This window comes from Pseudoalteromonas sp. NJ631, assembly GCF_000276645.1.
In the GTDB taxonomy this organism is placed as follows: domain Bacteria; phylum Pseudomonadota; class Gammaproteobacteria; order Enterobacterales; family Alteromonadaceae; genus Pseudoalteromonas; species Pseudoalteromonas piscicida.
In genome coordinates this window covers 74,952-92,193 of record NZ_AKXJ01000001.1, presented here as the reverse complement: position 1 = coordinate 92,193, position 17,242 = coordinate 74,952, and the positions used below count along the sequence as shown (strand labels likewise).

General features: G+C 42.7%; 14 protein-coding genes, 11 tRNA genes and 1 pseudogene. 24 read left to right on the top strand and 2 right to left on the bottom strand.

Features of this window, described 5'->3' with window-relative positions:
- The first annotated feature begins 547 nt into the window (after positions 1 to 547).
- A pseudogene (locus A587_RS23765) lies at positions 548 to 917 on the top strand (GFA family protein).
- An 87-nt stretch (positions 918 to 1,004) separates the two neighbouring features.
- Here A587_RS23765 and A587_RS24935 read toward each other — a convergent pair.
- Positions 1,005 to 1,169, bottom strand: a complete 165-nt coding sequence (locus A587_RS24935; protein ID WP_017215995.1) for a hypothetical protein — start codon at positions 1,167 to 1,169, stop codon at positions 1,005 to 1,007.
- Positions 1,170 to 1,271: 102 nt separating this feature from the next.
- Positions 1,272 to 2,120 (bottom strand): DUF72 domain-containing protein, encoded by an 849-nt coding sequence (locus A587_RS0100420; RefSeq protein ID WP_036964458.1) that lies wholly within the window; start codon positions 2,118 to 2,120, stop codon positions 1,272 to 1,274.
- A 169-nt stretch (positions 2,121 to 2,289) separates the two neighbouring features.
- Between A587_RS0100420 and aspS the strand changes: the two genes are divergently transcribed.
- The 23 genes from aspS (at position 2,290) to A587_RS0100305 (ending at position 17,168) form a co-directional block, all read left to right on the top strand.
- Entirely contained in the window at positions 2,290 to 4,074 is a 1,785-nt protein-coding gene (gene aspS, locus A587_RS0100415; protein WP_017215993.1) for an aspartate--tRNA ligase, read from the top strand.
- A gap of 123 nt (positions 4,075 to 4,197) precedes the next feature.
- Positions 4,198 to 4,719, top strand: coding sequence for a crossover junction endodeoxyribonuclease RuvC (gene ruvC / locus A587_RS0100410; RefSeq protein WP_010605128.1), 522 nt, complete (start codon positions 4,198 to 4,200; stop codon positions 4,717 to 4,719).
- Positions 4,720 to 4,721: 2 nt separating this feature from the next.
- The gene (gene ruvA / locus A587_RS0100405; protein ID WP_017215991.1) at positions 4,722 to 5,339 is read left to right on the top strand and encodes a Holliday junction branch migration protein RuvA; all 618 of its coding nucleotides are present in this window, start codon (positions 4,722 to 4,724) and stop codon (positions 5,337 to 5,339) included.
- 2 nt (positions 5,340 to 5,341) lie between these two features.
- On the top strand, positions 5,342 to 6,346 hold the full coding sequence (ruvB, locus tag A587_RS0100400; protein ID WP_017215990.1) for a Holliday junction branch migration DNA helicase RuvB: 1,005 nt from the start codon (positions 5,342 to 5,344) through the stop codon (positions 6,344 to 6,346).
- Between the two features lie 1,001 nt (positions 6,347 to 7,347).
- Positions 7,348 to 8,052, top strand: a complete 705-nt coding sequence (gene tolQ, locus A587_RS0100395; protein ID WP_010377591.1) for a protein TolQ — start codon at positions 7,348 to 7,350, stop codon at positions 8,050 to 8,052.
- Positions 8,039 to 8,467, top strand: a complete 429-nt coding sequence (gene tolR / locus A587_RS0100390; protein WP_017215989.1) for a protein TolR — start codon at positions 8,039 to 8,041, stop codon at positions 8,465 to 8,467. The genes tolQ and tolR overlap by 14 nt, the downstream gene beginning before the upstream one ends.
- Positions 8,467 to 9,408 (top strand): cell envelope integrity protein TolA, encoded by a 942-nt coding sequence (gene tolA / locus A587_RS0100385; protein ID WP_010377595.1) that lies wholly within the window; start codon positions 8,467 to 8,469, stop codon positions 9,406 to 9,408. Before tolR ends, tolA begins: the two co-directional genes overlap by 1 nt.
- 9 nt (positions 9,409 to 9,417) lie before the next feature.
- Positions 9,418 to 10,776: a Tol-Pal system beta propeller repeat protein TolB gene (tolB, locus tag A587_RS0100380; protein WP_010377596.1), complete on the top strand. Its 1,359-nt coding sequence runs from the start codon at positions 9,418 to 9,420 to the stop codon at positions 10,774 to 10,776.
- A 40-nt stretch (positions 10,777 to 10,816) separates the two neighbouring features.
- Entirely contained in the window at positions 10,817 to 11,350 is a 534-nt protein-coding gene (pal, locus tag A587_RS0100375; RefSeq protein WP_017215988.1) for a peptidoglycan-associated lipoprotein Pal, read from the top strand.
- Between the two features lie 12 nt (positions 11,351 to 11,362).
- Positions 11,363 to 12,118 (top strand): tol-pal system protein YbgF, encoded by a 756-nt coding sequence (gene ybgF / locus A587_RS0100370; RefSeq protein ID WP_017215987.1) that lies wholly within the window; start codon positions 11,363 to 11,365, stop codon positions 12,116 to 12,118.
- Between the two features lie 149 nt (positions 12,119 to 12,267).
- Positions 12,268 to 12,343 (top strand) — tRNA-Lys (locus A587_RS0100365).
- A 238-nt stretch (positions 12,344 to 12,581) separates the two neighbouring features.
- Positions 12,582 to 12,657, top strand: a tRNA-Lys gene (locus tag A587_RS0100360).
- 29 nt (positions 12,658 to 12,686) lie between these two features.
- A tRNA-Lys gene (locus A587_RS0100355) sits at positions 12,687 to 12,762 on the top strand.
- Between the two features lie 29 nt (positions 12,763 to 12,791).
- Positions 12,792 to 12,867, top strand: a tRNA-Lys gene (locus A587_RS0100350).
- Between the two features lie 29 nt (positions 12,868 to 12,896).
- Positions 12,897 to 12,972, top strand: a tRNA-Lys gene (locus A587_RS0100345).
- A 29-nt stretch (positions 12,973 to 13,001) separates the two neighbouring features.
- Positions 13,002 to 13,077: transfer RNA gene (locus A587_RS0100340), tRNA-Lys, on the top strand.
- Between the two features lie 29 nt (positions 13,078 to 13,106).
- A tRNA-Lys gene (locus A587_RS0100335) sits at positions 13,107 to 13,182 on the top strand.
- A 154-nt stretch (positions 13,183 to 13,336) separates the two neighbouring features.
- Positions 13,337 to 13,412, top strand: a tRNA-Lys gene (locus A587_RS0100330).
- Positions 13,413 to 13,691: 279 nt separating this feature from the next.
- Positions 13,692 to 13,767 (top strand) — tRNA-Lys (locus A587_RS0100325).
- A 29-nt stretch (positions 13,768 to 13,796) separates the two neighbouring features.
- A tRNA-Lys gene (locus A587_RS0100320) sits at positions 13,797 to 13,872 on the top strand.
- Positions 13,873 to 14,005: 133 nt separating this feature from the next.
- On the top strand, positions 14,006 to 15,049 hold the full coding sequence (nadA, locus tag A587_RS0100315) for a quinolinate synthase NadA (RefSeq protein WP_026000839.1): 1,044 nt from the start codon (positions 14,006 to 14,008) through the stop codon (positions 15,047 to 15,049).
- Positions 15,050 to 15,138: 89 nt separating this feature from the next.
- A tRNA-Ser gene (locus tag A587_RS0100310) sits at positions 15,139 to 15,229 on the top strand.
- A 778-nt stretch (positions 15,230 to 16,007) separates the two neighbouring features.
- On the top strand, positions 16,008 to 17,168 hold the full coding sequence (locus A587_RS0100305; RefSeq protein ID WP_017215985.1) for a hypothetical protein: 1,161 nt from the start codon (positions 16,008 to 16,010) through the stop codon (positions 17,166 to 17,168).
- Positions 17,169 to 17,242: the final 74 nt, after the last annotated feature.

The window sequence follows — 17,242 nt, the reverse complement described above, 5'->3', positions numbered from 1 at the left end:
AGTGACAACAGCTAATCGCTGAGCTCTCGATGGCGTTATCTTATTGTTGAGTATAAGGTCAAAAAATTTAATCTTTATTTCAGACACAAATGAAAGTTCATGATTTTATTTCTTATGAACTAAACAGTTAGTGATGTTGACCCACAATCGTTATACATAAGTTGACAACATTTAGCTGAGAAGTCGGTTGTTAGGAGTGTCACACATCCTTTTCTTTGAAATGTGCAAGCTCATGTACAACCAGTACTTCCAGTAGCGCTTAAGGCGCTTGTTTTAGTTGATTGGTGAAACTCATATAAGGCTTTTTCGTTTTATAATTGATGGCCGTGAGGATACTTACGTTCGAGTACGATTTAATTTGCCCCGAGGTAATAAGTTGTTCAACTTACGATAGAATGGTGTTTGGGTAATGAACAAAATAGCGAGTGAAATTCAACGTGGTTACTTCTGGTACAAATCATGTCGAGCAGTATAAACAAACACGAATAGTTTCAAGAAGAGCTTGATGTATCAGGCAGGTTGTTTATGTGGCCAAGTTGAGCTGTAAATTATCGGTAAAATTAGCGGTATTATCCACTGTCACTGTTCATTGTGTCGTAAGTCTACCGCTACTACATATGCGACTAATGGATTTGTAAATACCTATGAATTGAACGTAGTAAAAGGGGCTGAACACATGAAGTATTTTAAATTCAAGCCTGGACGTAAACGTCATTTTTGTGCGCACTGTGCATCACCTCTGTTTAGTTCCAATGACAACTTACCAGACAAACTCCAGATTACGATTAGGTATATTAGAGTCGGATATCGTCGAGCGACCTATGTCTCACAACTTTGTTACCAGTAAAGCGAACTTGGAAGGTCTCGATGCGAGCTTACCTCACTACGAAGGATTTGAGCAAAGTCGTGCTAAATAGCTAACTGAAAAATGTACGTATTGAGTGTTAAAAGTGGCGCAAAAGACACGCTTGCGCCACTTTTAGAAGGCATTATGACGCAATGAGTTAGTTGCCAGCAGGTGCAGCAACGATTTGGTCTTGACAGTCTTCTGAAAAACAACAAACATGATCACCAGATATTCCACCAGCAATTTTACGAGTAGCATTGTTAGGTAATGTTTGCTTGTTTTCTGAAAGCGCTTTTAATTTCTTTTTGTTTAGTTTTATCATTTATAATTTCCTTTTTGTAAACAAGTAGGGTTACTTGTCTGTGTTTCTATTCACTGAACAAGCTAGTATATTTTACACTTGGTTGCAAGTTATAGTGAAAGTTCACAAAAAACTATTTTGCTGAGGTTGTTGTTCAGCGGGGAATAAACCCAATGTGATGTCTTTCCTTTGTAGGTCATTTATAAATTGCTTGGCTAGTATGGGGGCATCATAATTATCCGCGGTATGGAAAAACACATAGGGTGTTTTCCCTTCATCCAACCAGTGATTTATCTTGGTGAGCCAAGGGCGGTAAAAGGCGCGATTGGCTTCTAAGTCTGAACAACCAACATAACGTATCATTGGTGAGTTACTAGTTGCTATCACATGTAATGGCACTCTCGGCTTTTTTTGTTGAGCATCAATAATCGCTTGGGTGTTTGCAGGTTCGCTGAATAAAGGTCGTGTGTCCATCATGATGCGGTTGTAACTATTTGCCATTAAAAATTGGTTAAAACGCCGTTCGTTATCCGACTTGTCGAAAAACCCTAAATGACGTACCTCGATGCCTAGTTGCAGCTCTTTAGGTAATAATGAACAAAAGTCGATTATTTTTGGCAAATGTTCTGGACTGCATGCTTTAGGCAGCTGTAGCATCACCATGCCCAGTTTGTCGAAAATAGGTTCAAATAGCTGCAACCAATGGCTTATGCCTTGCTGACAGTTTTGCAGCGCCATTTCATGGGAAAAGCGCTTAGGAATTTTAAAGGTGAAACGAAAGTGCTCAGGCACATCATTTCGCCACTTTTCAATGGTGTTAGGTTTGGGATCAGCATAAAAGCTGGTGTTGCCTTCAACAGAGTTGAATATTTGCCCATATTCTTGAAGCATTCTATTGCTTTGGCAGTGAGTCGTAAAAAAGCGTCCTTTCCAGTGAGCTGAACTCCACTGTGGGCAGCCAAGGTATAACATAATTGAGCTTGTTTCGTTTAAATGGTGGCGTCAGTGTAATAAAGTTCACGAAATTTAGAAACAAAACGGGATCAAGGATGACATCAAGTCGGGTATTTTTATATAATCGCCGATAATTTTTCATATTAATGCCAGTTACCGCTTGGTGTAACTGAGAGACAGGAAAACTATGCGCTCAATATATTGCGGAAACTTAAACAAAAGCCACGTTGATCAAGAAGTAGAACTATGCGGTTGGATCAATAAACGTCGTGACCTTGGCGGCCTAATCTTTGTCGATTTAAGAGATAGAGAAGGGCTTGTGCAAGTGGTATTCGATCCTGAAGTGGAAGGCTTAATGGATAAAGCGAATACGTTGCGCCAAGAATTCTGTGTTCAGATCAAAGGTGTTGTCCGTGCGCGTCCTGAAAGCCAAGTTAACAAAGACATGGCAACCGGTGAAGTTGAGATCTTAGGTACTGGCTTAACCATTATCAACCGTTCAGAACCATTACCGCTTGACTTCAATCAGCAAAACTCTGAAGAGCGTCGTCTTAAATACCGTTATTTAGACCTACGTCGTCTAGAAATGAGCGATCGCATTAAGATGCGTGCTAAAGCGAGTAGCTTTGTGCGTCGTTTCTTGGATGAAAATGCATTCTTAGACATTGAAACGCCAGTACTAACTAAAGCAACACCTGAAGGTGCACGCGACTATCTAGTACCAAGTCGTGTTCACAAAGGCAGTTTCTATGCGCTACCGCAGTCGCCGCAGCTATTTAAGCAGCTGCTAATGATGTCTGGTTTTGACCGTTACTATCAAATCGTAAAGTGTTTCCGTGATGAAGACTTACGTGCCGATCGCCAGCCAGAGTTCACTCAGATAGATATCGAAACGTCATTTATGAGCTCTGATCAAGTTCGTGGCGTGACAGAAAAAATGATCCGCGAAATGTGGCAGTCTTTCCTAGACGTTGATTTGGGTGAGTTCCCCGTGATGCCGTACAGCGAAGCGATGAGCAAATATGGTTCGGACAAACCAGACCTACGTAACCCGCTTGAGCTTATCGACGTTGCAGACATCGTAAAAGACGTTGAATTTAAGGTACTAAGCGGCCCTGCGAACGACGAAAAAGGTCGCGTTGCAGTACTATCAGTACCAGGTGGCGCACAACTTTCACGTAAGCAAATCGATGAATACACTAAGTTTGTAGGTATTTACGGTGCGAAAGGCCTTGCCTGGATGAAAGTGAACGACCGTGATGCGGGTATCGAAGGCGTACAGTCGCCAATCGCTAAGTTCTTGAATGAAGAAGTGATCAATGCACTACTTGAGCGCACAGGCGCAAACACAGGTGACATTATTCTATTCGGCGCAGACAAGCGTAATACTGTAAACGAAGCGATGGGCGCGCTACGTCTGAAGATTGGTCTTGATTTAGAAATCACTGATCTAACTAAGTGGGCACCACTTTGGGTTGTTGACTTCCCGATGTTCGAAGAAGACGACGAAGGTAACCTACACGCGGTACACCACCCGTTTACTGCGCCTAAGGGCGTAAGTGCTGCAGACCTTGAAGCAAATCCAGCAGGTACACTTTCTGATGCATACGATATGGTACTTAACGGCTACGAAGTCGGTGGCGGTTCGGTTCGTATTCACAACAACGAAATGCAACAGGCGGCGTTCAGAATTTTAGGTATTGAAGAGTCTGAGCAGCAAGAGAAGTTTGGTTTCTTACTCGATGCTCTGAAGTATGGCACGCCTCCGCACGCAGGTTTGGCATTCGGTCTTGACCGTTTGGTGATGCTACTGTGTGGCACCGACAACATCCGTGACGTTATTGCGTTCCCGAAAACAACGCAAGCGTCGTGCTTGATGACTGATGCGCCAAGCCCAGCAAACCCAGATGCGCTAAAAGAGCTTGCTATCTCGATAGAAAAGCAGTTAGCAGAGCAAGGTGAAGGCGAGTAAGTTCGCCAACCTGATGTAAAAGAGGCGACTTTGGTCGCCTTTTTTGATCAGATGAACTAGCTTATAACTGGTAATCTATACAGTATTTTGGCATTATAACCAAAAAACCAAGAGACGATGCGTTTGGCTGTCATTTTAGGAATTGATCCGGGGTCAAGATTTACAGGCTATGGTGTGATTGCTCATCAAGGTGCAAAGTTCCAATATTTAGGGAGCGGTTGCATTAAAGTTGGTGAACATGACTTTCCCACTCGATTAAAAATGATCTATCAAGGGATCACACAGCTCATAGAGCAGTTTTCGCCGAGCGACTTTGCGATTGAGCAAGTGTTCGTTGCGCATAATCCAAGTTCAGCCTTAAAACTTGGTCAAGCGCGAGGTGCGGCCATTGTTGCGGCGACCATGCAGTCAGTGGTCGTGAGTGAATATTCGGCAAGGCAAGTTAAACAAGCCGTTGCGGGTACCGGTGGTGCAGACAAAGCCCAAGTACAGGAAATGGTAAAGCGCATATTAAAATTGCCTGGCACACCCCAAGCTGATGCAGCAGATGCGTTGGCGGTGGCGATTTGTCACGCGCACTCAAGGCAAAACTTAATAAAAATGGCAGGCGCAGCGCGTAAAACCGTAAGAGGAAGGTTGAGATAACCATGATAGGAAAATTAAGCGGAACACTGTTAGAAAAGCAGCCACCAGAGATATTAATTGATGTTGCAGGTGTAGGTTATGAAGTACAAATGCCAATGACCTGTTTTTATGAATTACCGAGCGTGGGCGAGCCGGTTTCAGTATTTACTCACTTTGTGGTACGTGAAGATGCGCAGTTACTGTTTGGTTTTAATACCAAGATCGCACGTGCATTGTTTAGAACGTTAATTAAAGCGAACGGAGTCGGTCCAAAGCTCGGACTTGCGATTTTATCGGGCATGTCTGCAGAGCAATTTGTTAGCTGCGTGAATCATGGTGATGCAACGACTTTAGTTAAGATCCCAGGAGTTGGTAAAAAGACCGCTGAGCGCCTAGTGCTTGAAATGAAAGATAAGCTAAAAGACTTTGGCAATGACTTACTCACACCGTTTAGCGATGCCGCTGTACTTGCGCCGCAAGAGCATCCGACGGTAAGTGATACCCCAGCAGATGAAGCGATTGCAGCCTTAATGGCATTAGGGTATAAACAAGTTCAAGCACAAAAAGCGGTAAAAGCCGCAAACAGAGAAGGCATGACGACCGAGAGTATCATTAAAGACGCTCTTAAATCGATGATGTAACTATGATTGAAGCAGATAGATTAATTGAACCTGAGATCCAAGGTAATGAAGATTTAGTTGATAGGGCGATTAGACCTAAATTACTAGATGATTATACTGGTCAGCCACATGTCAAAAAGCAAATGGAAATTTTTATAGCAGCGGCACGTTCAAGACAGGAAGCCTTAGATCACTTGCTGATATTTGGTCCGCCGGGTTTAGGTAAAACCACGCTTGCGAACATTGTCGCAAACGAGCTTGAGGTTAATATAAAAACCACCTCGGGACCTGTGCTTGAAAAAGCGGGAGACTTGGCCGCATTGCTCACTAACCTTGAAGAAGGGGATGTGCTATTTATTGATGAGATCCATCGTTTAAGCCCTCAGGTGGAAGAAATTCTCTATCCCGCTATGGAAGACTACCAATTGGACATCATGATTGGTGAAGGCCCAGCAGCACGCTCGATTAAACTGGATTTACCGCCTTTTACTTTAGTTGGTGCAACGACACGTGCCGGCTCGTTAACCTCACCATTGAGAGACCGCTTTGGTATTGTGCAGCGCTTGGAGTTTTATTCGGTTGCAGATTTGTCTTCGATTGTGACTCGCTCAGCGTATCATTTAAATCTAGAGATCAGCGAGTCGGGCGCAACTGAAGTGGCGCGTCGAGCGCGCGGTACACCACGAATTGCAAATCGTTTACTACGCAGGGTAAGAGACTTTGCTGAAGTGAAGGGTGATGGCTCTATCACTGAAGAGATTGCGCACTTAGCGCTGGATATGGTCGATGTTGATAAATGTGGCTTTGATTATATGGACCGCAAATATCTGCTGGCAATCATAGAAAAGTTTACCGGTGGCCCGGTTGGTCTGGATAACCTTGCTGCGGCAATTGGAGAAGAAAAAGAAACCATCGAAGATGTGATAGAACCATTTTTGATCCAACAAGGCTTTATTCAACGCACGCCAAGAGGACGTATAGTCTCTGATAAAGCTTATATGCATTTTGAGCTAAGCAAGCCAGAATAATTCAAGCAGGGTAACGAACACCTTTATTCTTCATAGCCGAGTATTCACTCGGCTATTTCATTTCTACACTCGCTTATCGCAAATCACGTGTGCATAAATCCATTATTTTGTATCCGCTCAATTCAAGCAAGATTCATTACTGCTGAAGTAATTTATCTCGACCTGTGTGGGCTATACGTTGCTTAAACTATTTGTAGATTGTCTCGTCCTTTAAACCAGGTGCTAAATAAAAACCGCAAAATGACCGAGTGTTAAAGAAAACGTGGATCGTAATAAGGAGCTTGCACCAAATTTCAGGCAAAAAAAAGCCCGCAAATAATGCGGGCAAAACAACAAGTTGAAGGAAGTAATCCAGGGAACAAGATGAGTTACTTTGGGTTTTATCCACAAAATGCGTCATCTAAGCAATACGAAAAATCAGAATCCTATTGCAAGTAACTGTGCTTTGCTGAAACTTCAGCTGCTCGCTCAGTACAGGGTGTATATTAAAGAGGTTTTGGTTTTTCATCAAACTAGAAAAATTCTTTTTTCAGATAAAAAAAACTAATACCAGAATTTTTTTTGAGGTTAAAAAGTGAGCTTAAATGTGGCGATGTATTTATGTAAGCTTATGTAAAATATGGATTTGTATGTTAAATGCGCAAAATGTAAATATTAGATAATCTGTTGTTAATTGGTAAGACCAATCTGTTTTTTGAGGTTTTATTCTCTATTTGTGCATAAAACTCCTATTTTATGCAGTTTTGGGTCATATTTAGAGGCTGTGATGGAGATTGTCGAATTTGCTTAAGTTTGGGTAAAGCAAAGGGAGTTACACTGTTTTGCTCTATTTATCGTCAAATACAATGAATTCGCAGTATTGAGATTGTAAGGTATTTGTAGTGTGGTTAAACTAGCTGAACCTTTTGGTAGTAAATCTAGTCTATCTCTAGATATTGCTCGGTAGAGCGAAAGAATATAAATGGCTACCATTGCCGAAACACTTTTGGGAGTATAATAACGTGGAATCGGGACTAAATTTTGTCGATCTAATTTTAAAAGCCAGTTTTTTGGTACAACTTGTTATGTTGACCCTGGTGGGATTGTCTATTGCTTCTTGGGCAATTATCTTTCAACGTAAAACAGTCATTTCTCAAGCCCAAAGCCAATCAAAGAATTTCGAGCAAAAATTTTGGTCCGGTATGGATCTTAGCAAACTCTATAATGAAATAGCTGCAAGGACTGGTAGTGCGTCAGGACTAGAAGCGCTATTTGTATCCGGCTTTAAAGAGTTTGCAAAGCATAAAAAAGGCAATATCCAATCTCCTTCAATTGTTGTTGAAGGTACTCACCGTTCAATGCGTGTCGCGCTTTCTCGTGAAATTGAAAAGTTAGAATCAAGCCTTTCTTTTTTAGCAACAGTTGGCTCTATCAGTCCTTATATCGGTCTATTTGGTACCGTTTGGGGGATCATGAATGCTTTCATCGCGCTTGGCGAAGTGAAACAAGCAACACTGCAAATGGTTGCACCAGGTATTGCTGAGGCTTTGATTGCAACAGCCATGGGTCTGTTTGCGGCAATTCCAGCGGTTATGGCGTATAACCGATTTGCCAAAAATGTAGAAAAGCTAGAAACTCAGTACATTAACTTTATGGAAGAGTTCGCTAATATTCTTTATCGTCAGGCTGCAACACAAGTAGAGGCAAAACAAAATGTATCAGCGTAAGAGACGTCGTCCCGTCGCGGAGATCAACGTCGTTCCTTATATTGATGTTATGTTGGTGCTGTTAATCATCTTTATGGCAACGGCTCCACTTATCCAGCACGGCGTAAAAGTAGACTTACCTCAGATGGAAGAGTCTGAATTGGTTGAAACCAAAGACTCGCCACCGATTATTGCCACCATTGACGCTGAAGGTCGCTATTTTGTGACTGTTGGTACGGATCCTGAAGCACCAATGGATGCAGTAGAAGTAGCTGCGATAATTAAACTTAAGTTAGAACAAAATCCAGATACCCCTGTAATGATTAAAGGTTCAGGCAGAGTGTCGTATCAAGAAGTACTTTATTTAATGGATTTCTTGAAAAAAGCGGGTGTTCCTTCTGTTGGCCTAATGACTAAATCATTTGAGGATGAGTAATGAGTTCATTATCTAGCAGCGTAGTTAAGTCAGTATTGCTTCATGGCGCAATTGGCGGTCTGCTATTTGCTACGGCAAATTTTCAAGTTGATACACCTACTGTGATGGAAGTCACCTTAAATCCACAGCAAAAAGACCAAAAGCCTGAAAGGGCCGTTTCTGCGGTGTCGGTTGATCAGCAAGCGGTTGAGAAAAAGATTGCGGATTTAAAAAAGCGTGAAGAAGAAAAGCAAGCTGCTGAAGATCGCCGTATTCGCGATCTTGAACAGCGTGCGCAGCAAGCTAGAAAAGACCGTGAAGCTGAAGCGCGGCGCATTAAAAAGCTGGAGCAAGAGCGTCAAGCTAAGTTGGAAGAGACTCGCCAAGCTGAGGCGCAAGCCAAACGCGCTCGTGAAATAGAGAAAAAGCAACGTGAGCAGGCTGATAAAGCGAGAGCTGAAAAAGCCGCTGCGGAAGAAGCTGCTAAAAAGGCTGCAGCTCAGCGCCAAGCTGAGGAAGATCGCTTAAGAAAGGCCGAAGAGGCGAGGAAACGTCGCGAAGCTGAGGAAAAACGAAAAGCGGAAGAAGCGGAGCGTCAACGCCAAAAGGCACTTGAAGAACAAATGCTTCGTGACCAGCTTGCTAAGGAGCAGGCAGCAAGAGCGAAGATCCGTCAACAGCAAGTATTGAGCGAAGTGGATAAGTTTAAAGCACTTATCATGCAACGAATTCAAGCAAACTTGCTTATCGATGAAACAATGAAAGGTAAACAATGCCGAGTAAACATTCGTCTAGCCTTTAACGGCCTTGTGACGCATGTAGAGTCATTGGGTGGCGACAAGCTAGTTTGTGAAGCTGCTATCCGTGCTGTGAAAATGGCTGATACTTTACCTGTTTCTAAAGATAAAGACGTGTTTGAGCAGCTTAAGAATATCAATTTAACAATTAAACCAAATTTTTAAAGGACGAACATGCTAAAGAAGTTCACAACCTTATTGCTGGTTTTTACTCTGGGTGTATCACAGTTTGCGCAAGCCGCACTTGAAATTGTGATAACAGAAGGGGTAGACAGTGCCAGACCTATCGCAATTGTACCATTTAAATATAATGGCACTGGTGAAATGCCGTCGAGTTTAAGTGACGTTATTTCTGCAGACTTGATGCGCAGTGGTAAATTTAAGCCTGTTGCCGAGGCTGACATGCCTCAATTGCCAACAACTGACTCGGAAATCGACTACGCTGCATGGGTTGATGCCGGGGTTGAAGCGGTAGTTGTAGGCACCGTGACCCAGCAATCTGCTGGGCGTTACTTGGTAAAGTATGAACTGATTGACGTGATCAGAGCACAGCTTACCGGTGGTGAAACTCGCATTATGTCAAATGGTCGCTTAATGCAAAGCGATGACCATGTGCTTGAAGGACGGCAAAGTATTGTCAGCGGTACTGGCTTTAGAAACTATGCGCACCAAATTAGTGATGTAGTATATGAAGCCTTAACAGGTGAAAGAGGCGCATTTAGAACTAAGATTGCCTACGTTATCGTACGTGACGGCCAAGATAAACCATACCAATTGGTTGTTGCCGATTATGACGGTTACAACGAGCAGGTGTTATTGCGCTCTAAAGAGCCGTTAATGTCTCCTGCATGGTCGCCGGATGCAAACAAGCTTGCGTACGTGACTTTTGAAAATCGCCAATCGCAAATCTACATTCAAGATATTTACACCGGAAAACGCGAACTGATCACGAGTCACCCAGGTATTAATGGCGCGCCACAGTTCTCTCCTGATGGAACTAAATTACTTGCAGTACTCTCTAAGGATGCAGGTGGAGCGACAGAAGTATACCTAATTGACCTGAAAACTCGTCAAGAAACCCGCTTAACTCGTCATCGTAGTATAGATACTGAGCCTTCTTGGCATCCAAACGGTCAAGAAATTGTGTATACATCTGAAAGGGGTGGTAATGCTCAGATTTATAAGTTAAATTTAAAAACTGGTAGGTCTAAGCGAGTGACGTTCGACGGCGACATGAACTTAGCAGGTTCGATCACTCCAGATGGTAAACGTTTGATTATGGTTAACCGCACGCTGGGCCGTTACCACATTGCGAAAAAAGAATTAGATTCCGGGCTGTTTCAAGTGCTAACTCGTACGAGACTAGATGAGTCTCCGAGTATTGCACCAAATGGTTCGATGATAATATACAGCACCTTGCACAATAATAAGCAGGTATTGGCATTGGTGTCTATGGATGGTCGTTTCAAGGCAAGGTTACCTGTCTTGGACGGTCAAGTTAAGGCACCAGCCTGGTCGCCGTTTTTACAGTAATTTTGCTGGTTAGATTTATAAAGATATAGGAATATACTCGATGCAACTTAACAAAACTCTAAAAGCCTTAATGGTCGCGTTGCCAGTGATGACACTTGCAGCATGTAGCTCATCTTCAAGTGTTGATGAGGGCGCGGCTAGCGAAAGCAACCAAGCGGCAACCACACAGGACAACACTGTTGACGTAAACACTATGTCTCGCGAGAAATCTGCTGAAGAAAAACTACGTGAGAAATATGAAGCCCTACGTCAAGAACAGATCGTTTACTTCGATTTCGATAAATCTACTATTCAGAGCAAATATGCTGAACTACTTCAAGCGCACGCTGATTTCCTAGTGAAAAACCCAAGCGTGAAAGTACTTGTTGAAGGTCACGCAGATGAGCGTGGTACGCCAGAGTACAACATCGCACTAGGTGAAAGCCGTGGTAAATCAGTTGCTAAATACCTTCAAAGCCTTGGTGTTTCTGACAGCCAAATCTCTGTAGTGAGCTATGGTGAAGAAAAACCAATGATTAAGTCACGTACAGAAGAAGCGTTCGCTAAGAACCGTCGCGCGGTATTAGTGTACTAAGAAAGAGTTATTATGAAGCCGAATACTATTTTGGCAGCATTCTTACTCATGAGCGGGAGCGTCCAAGTTTGGGCTGCTCCCGCTCCTGTTTCAGAAGCTGCAAATTCAAATCAAACACTAGAAGAACGTGTCTCTCAACTTGAGAGTATGATGAGAACCCGCAATTTGCTGCAGGCTGAGTTACAGCAACAGCTTAATCTTTTACAAGAAGAAGTAAGCCAAGTGCGCGGTGTGACAGAAGAGCAGAGCTATAAGCTTGAAAAAGTGCTACAACGTCAACGTGAGTTGTATCAAGAGATTGAAAATCGCGTCAGTCAAGCTTATGACCAGTCACAATCCACCGCAGCCGCGGTAACGCCTGATGTTACGCCAGAGCAAGCATTCAGCAGTAATCTGTCTGAGAATGAAGCGTACGACCGTACAGTAAATATGATAATGAAGGATAAGCGCTACGATGCAGCGATCCCTGAGTTTCAAAGTTTTTTGCAGCAGTATCCAAATTCGGTGTATGTGCCGAACGCGCATTACTGGTTGGGTCAGCTATTCTTAATAAAGTCTGACGATGGTAAAGCTAAGTCTCATTTTGCAACCGTTGTTGATAATTTCCCTGAATCGAATAAACGTCCAGAAGCGATGTTAAAGCTGGGTACTATTTTACATAAACAGGGACAAGCCGCAGAAGCGAAGACGCTCCTTAATAAATTGATTAAAGAGTATCCAAGTACGACTCCTGCAAAATTGGCAACAGAGCGTTTAGCGAAGATGTAATTATCACTTTTTGAGCTGAGTGCCTTAAAATTAGGCGCTTAGTCATAAAAAGTGAAAAAAACTAGCTATTTCAGTTGCACTCAAAATTTAAATAAGTATTATAAGCGCCCGCAGCAGGCGATTGGTAACAAAAAACTGCTGCGTTAAGTGGGTCATTAGCTCAGTTGGTAGAGCAGTGGACTTTTAATCCATTGGTCGATGGTTCGAGTCCATCATGACCCACCACTTTACAAGCTTTAGAATTCATATTGATTAAAGAGTATCCAAGTACGACTCCTGCAAAATTGGCAACAGAGCGTTTAGCGAAGATGTAATTATCACTTTTTGAGCTGAGTGCCTTAAAATTAGGCGCTTAGTCATAAAAAGTGAAAAAAACTAGCTATTTCAGTTGCACTCAAAATTTAAATAAGTATTATAAGCGCCCGCAGCAGGCGATTGGTAACAAAAAACTGCTGCGTTAAGTGGGTCATTAGCTCAGTTGGTAGAGCAGTGGACTTTTAATCCATTGGTCGATGGTTCGAGTCCATCATGACCCACCACTTATAAGCTTGCGAATTCGATTTTGAGCGGGTCATTAGCTCAGTTGGTAGAGCAGTGGACTTTTAATCCATTGGTCGATGGTTCGAGTCCATCATGACCCACCACTTATAAGCTTGCGAATTCGATTTTGAGCGGGTCATTAGCTCAGTTGGTAGAGCAGTGGACTTTTAATCCATTGGTCGATGGTTCGAGTCCATCATGACCCACCACTTACAAGCACATGAATTCAATTTTGAGCGGGTCATTAGCTCAGTTGGTAGAGCAGTGGACTTTTAATCCATTGGTCGATGGTTCGAGTCCATCATGACCCACCACTTATAAGCTTACGAATTCGATTTTGTGCGGGGCATTAGGTCAGTTGGTAGAGCAGTGGACTTTTAATCCATTGGTCGGTGGTTCGAGTCCATCATGACCCACCACTTATAAGCTTACGAATTCGATTTTGTGCGGGGCATTAGGTCAGTTGGTAGAGCAGTGGACTTTTAATCCATTGGTCGATGGTTCGAGTCCATCATGACCCACCACTTACAAGCATACGAATTCAATTTTGAGCGGGTCATTAGCTCAGTTGGGTGAAAAAAGACCGAAGCAAGGCTTCGCAGCTTTTTGAACGCGAGTCAGGACGACGAGCCGGAAGACCTCTTCAGGACGAATTAATGGCACTTTTAATGCTTGAGCGGGTCATTAGCTCAGTTGGTAGAGCAGTGGACTTTTAATCCATTGGTCGATGGTTCGAGTCCATCATGACCCACCACTTAAAAGCATACGAATTCAATTATGAGCGGGTTATTAGCTCAGTTGGGTGAAAAAAGACCGAAGCAAGGCTTCGCAGCTTTTTGAACGCGAGTCAGGACGACGAGCCGGAACACCTCTTCAGGACGAATTAATTGCACTTTTAATGCTTGAGCGGGTCATTAGCTCAGTTGGGTGAAAAAAGCCCAAAGCAAGGCTTCGCAGCTTTTTGACGGCGAGTCAGGACGACGAGCCGGAACACCTCTTCAGGACGAATTAACGGCCGTCTTAATGCTTGAGCGGGTCATTAGCTCAGTTGGTAGAGCAGTGGACTTTTAATCCATTGGTCGATGGTTCGAGTCCATCATGACCCACCACTTACAAGCATACGAATTCAATTTTGAGCGGGTCATTAGCTCAGTTGGTAGAGCAGTGGACTTTTAATCCATTGGTCGATGGTTCGAGTCCATCATGACCCACCATCCTCTTATTCTTCATATATTATTCAAAATACTTTCTTAAACTCGCCATTTTGAGTTAAACATTCGCTAGGATTACCCCTGTATTTTTCGTATAATTCTACCTAATTATGCAATGTGGACTAGTGGTCGAGAAATGAGTCTAGCTGAACGTATTATGCCGGAAGATTATATCTTCCCTCCAAAACCTGCCCCTCTTACCGTTGAAGAAAAAGCAGAGTATAAAGCGCGTATCAAAGCGTTATTAGTTGAAAAAAATGCGGTACTGGTTGCCCATTATTATACTGATCCTGAGATCCAAGCACTTGCTGAAGAAACTGGCGGCTGTGTTGCTGATTCATTAGAAATGGCACGGTTTGGCGCTAAGCAAGAAGACAAAGACATGATCATCGTCGCCGGCGTGCGCTTTATGGGCGAAACGGCAAAAATATTAACACCGCACAAAACCGTTGTGATGCCAACACTCGAAGCAACTTGCTCGTTGGACGTTGGTTGTCCTATTGACGAGTTCTCTGCGTTTTGCGATCAACACCCAGACAGAAAAGTGGTGGTATACGCCAATACCTCAACTGCGGTAAAAGCAAGAGCGGATTGGATTGTCACCTCTTCTTGCGCGCTTGAGATTGTTGAGCACCTTGATGAGCAAGGCGAAAAAATCATCTGGGGTCCGGATAAGCACTTGGGTTCTTATATCCAAAAGAAAACGGGTGCCGATATGATCATGTGGAACGGTGCGTGCATCGTTCATGATGAATTTAAAACCAAAGCCCTTAAAGATATGAAGCAGCTACATCCTGACGCTGCGGTACTGGTCCACCCTGAGTCTCCTGCGGAAATCGTAGACTTAGCGGATGCGGTAGGTTCAACGAGTCAGTTAATTAAAGCTGCGCAAGAAATGGATAATCAGAAGTTTATCGTTGCTACCGATCGCGGTATCTTCTACAAAATGCAGCAACTTTGCCCTGAGAAAGAGTTCTTCGAAGCACCAACCGCTGGTGAAGGCGCGACATGTCGTAGCTGTGCCCATTGCCCTTGGATGGCAATGAACGGCCTACAGGCAATTGAAGAAGCGCTTATCAGCCCACAAGGCAAAGAAGTCTTCGTTGATATGGAATTGCGTGAAGGCGCACTACGTTCGCTAAATCGCATGCTAGATTTTTCTGCATCCTTGCAGAAATAGTAGGATTAATAGACAAATAGATCCTAAAAGCAAAAAACTGCTTGATAAAGTGCGAGGCTTTTCATAGTATTAGCCCCGCAATTCAGTGCGGAGAGATGGCTGAGTGGCTTAAGGCGCACGACTGGAACTCGTGTATACGTTTATAGCGTATCGAGGGTTCGACTCCCTCTCTCTCCGCCATCCCTTCTTTATTTAAATCAATCACTTATCACGCTCGCTTGTTATTTTGGTGACGTTCTGGGGCTATAGAAACCCTAAACTTCGTTTTTATTTCCTAAACACAGCGCATCTTCAAAAACCATTCTGGTTTACGTTAACTCTATTTGAAAAATATCTTTGCTTGTGCAATGTAGTCCTATTCCACCACGGCACTGCTATACGAATTTGAGGTGCATTACCCTCAGGAGGTACCTCTACACACTTGATCGGGTTATTATTACAAGCTCGATAGTAGCATAATAAGCTGTTTCAGTAGTTGAATATGAGAAGTTTGCAGAGATATAGCTGACCACTACAGTGATAGTTTTATTTTTGTCTCTATAGGGGGGATTCTTAAATCCCTATTCAATATTGAAAATGAATCTCGTGAAAGCCCACCAGCAGAGCTGGTCCCCGCATTTTGCTAGACTATTTCTCTTTGGGGGCTGTCAATGGGTACCCACTATTATTCTGACTAATCGTCAAATTTGTCTTCTCATGGTAATTGTCACAGTTTGAATTCCTATTCCAATGAGCGCTGAACTAAATTGTGAGCGATATCTGATGAAGGCATAACTCTGTAGTGAGTGTCAGTGATTTAGATGTTTGAGATTTAGTACACTGTGTCGTTTGCAAAGAATAAAAAGAGCTTATATCTTGTTTCTATATTAGGTTATTATGGGCGGGGCGTGATATTTTCTTAAGATAAATGAGTTCTGAGATCACGGTCCGTAAGAAAAAAATTAAGGAGATTTTAACTTTGAATATACTCAAGCCATCACTTGCTGTCATGTCGCTAACTACGGTTTCTTTTGCATTGAGTTTTAGCGGTTCAGTCAAGGCTGATACATATTGTCGAGCAGCTGATATTCCACTTGGAGAAGTTGTGACTGGTATATCTACCTATGAAAGCAAATGTGGAGGCAGTGCATTTCAAACAAATTCAATTCAGGATGCTTGGTCTGTTTGCGATGTCCCTAACGTAAAATTACCACCAAAATATTATGTTAAAAGTAAATTGATTAACACGTCATGTTGGGACGGATCTGTCCATTATGACGAAATAGATGTTCATGATTCCAATTCTGGATTCTCTGAGATAGAAATTTGCTACGGAGATATACCCAATGCATACAAGCATGGGACATCAAAGTTTAAAAATAGTGAAGGGCCTCACTATGACTGGTATGTATCTTCTGTTGATTCCAAGAATTGCGATAAATCACTTAGTATTTATAACAATAAATTTCCTTCTATCGCACAACGAATTGAGCCATTTTCAGAAAATGATATTGGTGCAATTCGGGTATTCAGAGCGTGTAAGGGGTTTGACCTACCACCCTATGCACAAAAAGCAAGTGATTTTATAAGTGATCGTTCATGTGGTTCTTACGGGCAATCAGCTGAGTATACAGTGAGCTTTGATAGGCTTTGTCCTACAGTTATTGGTCAGTATAAGCCTTACTCAAGTTACACGAAAGCGATCTGTCCTCCACCAAAGCCTCAGCCAATCGAAAAGTGCTTAGCGGGCACACTATATGGTAGCAAGGGTTCAAACATCAAATTGTATTCAGTCGATAGAAAACAATCTGTTACCGCATCAAATGGTAAATTAGTGATGAAAAGTGGTTCAAGTCAAACTTGGACTCTGCAAGATAAAAATAATGATGGTGAATTTGGCATTTTAAACAGTGCAGGTATCATTCACTCAACAGGTAAGGGCGCTACAGTGTCTGTAAAACCAGGTATTAATTTTTCAAATAATGCACGCTGGGTTTTGAGAGATTCCAACTCTGACGGAATTTACGCAATTGTATCTGCTGATGTGTATCATGGTAGTCTATACAAATCTACAAACTTGCGTACAGGCGAGTTTGTGTTTGAGGACAAGTTTTTGTTTAGAGTATGTGAAGTCAAATAATTAACTGATTTTCTACACCCGAGGCATTCTATTCTTTTAGATTGAATAGAGTGCCTAAAAGGAAATAGCTAAGC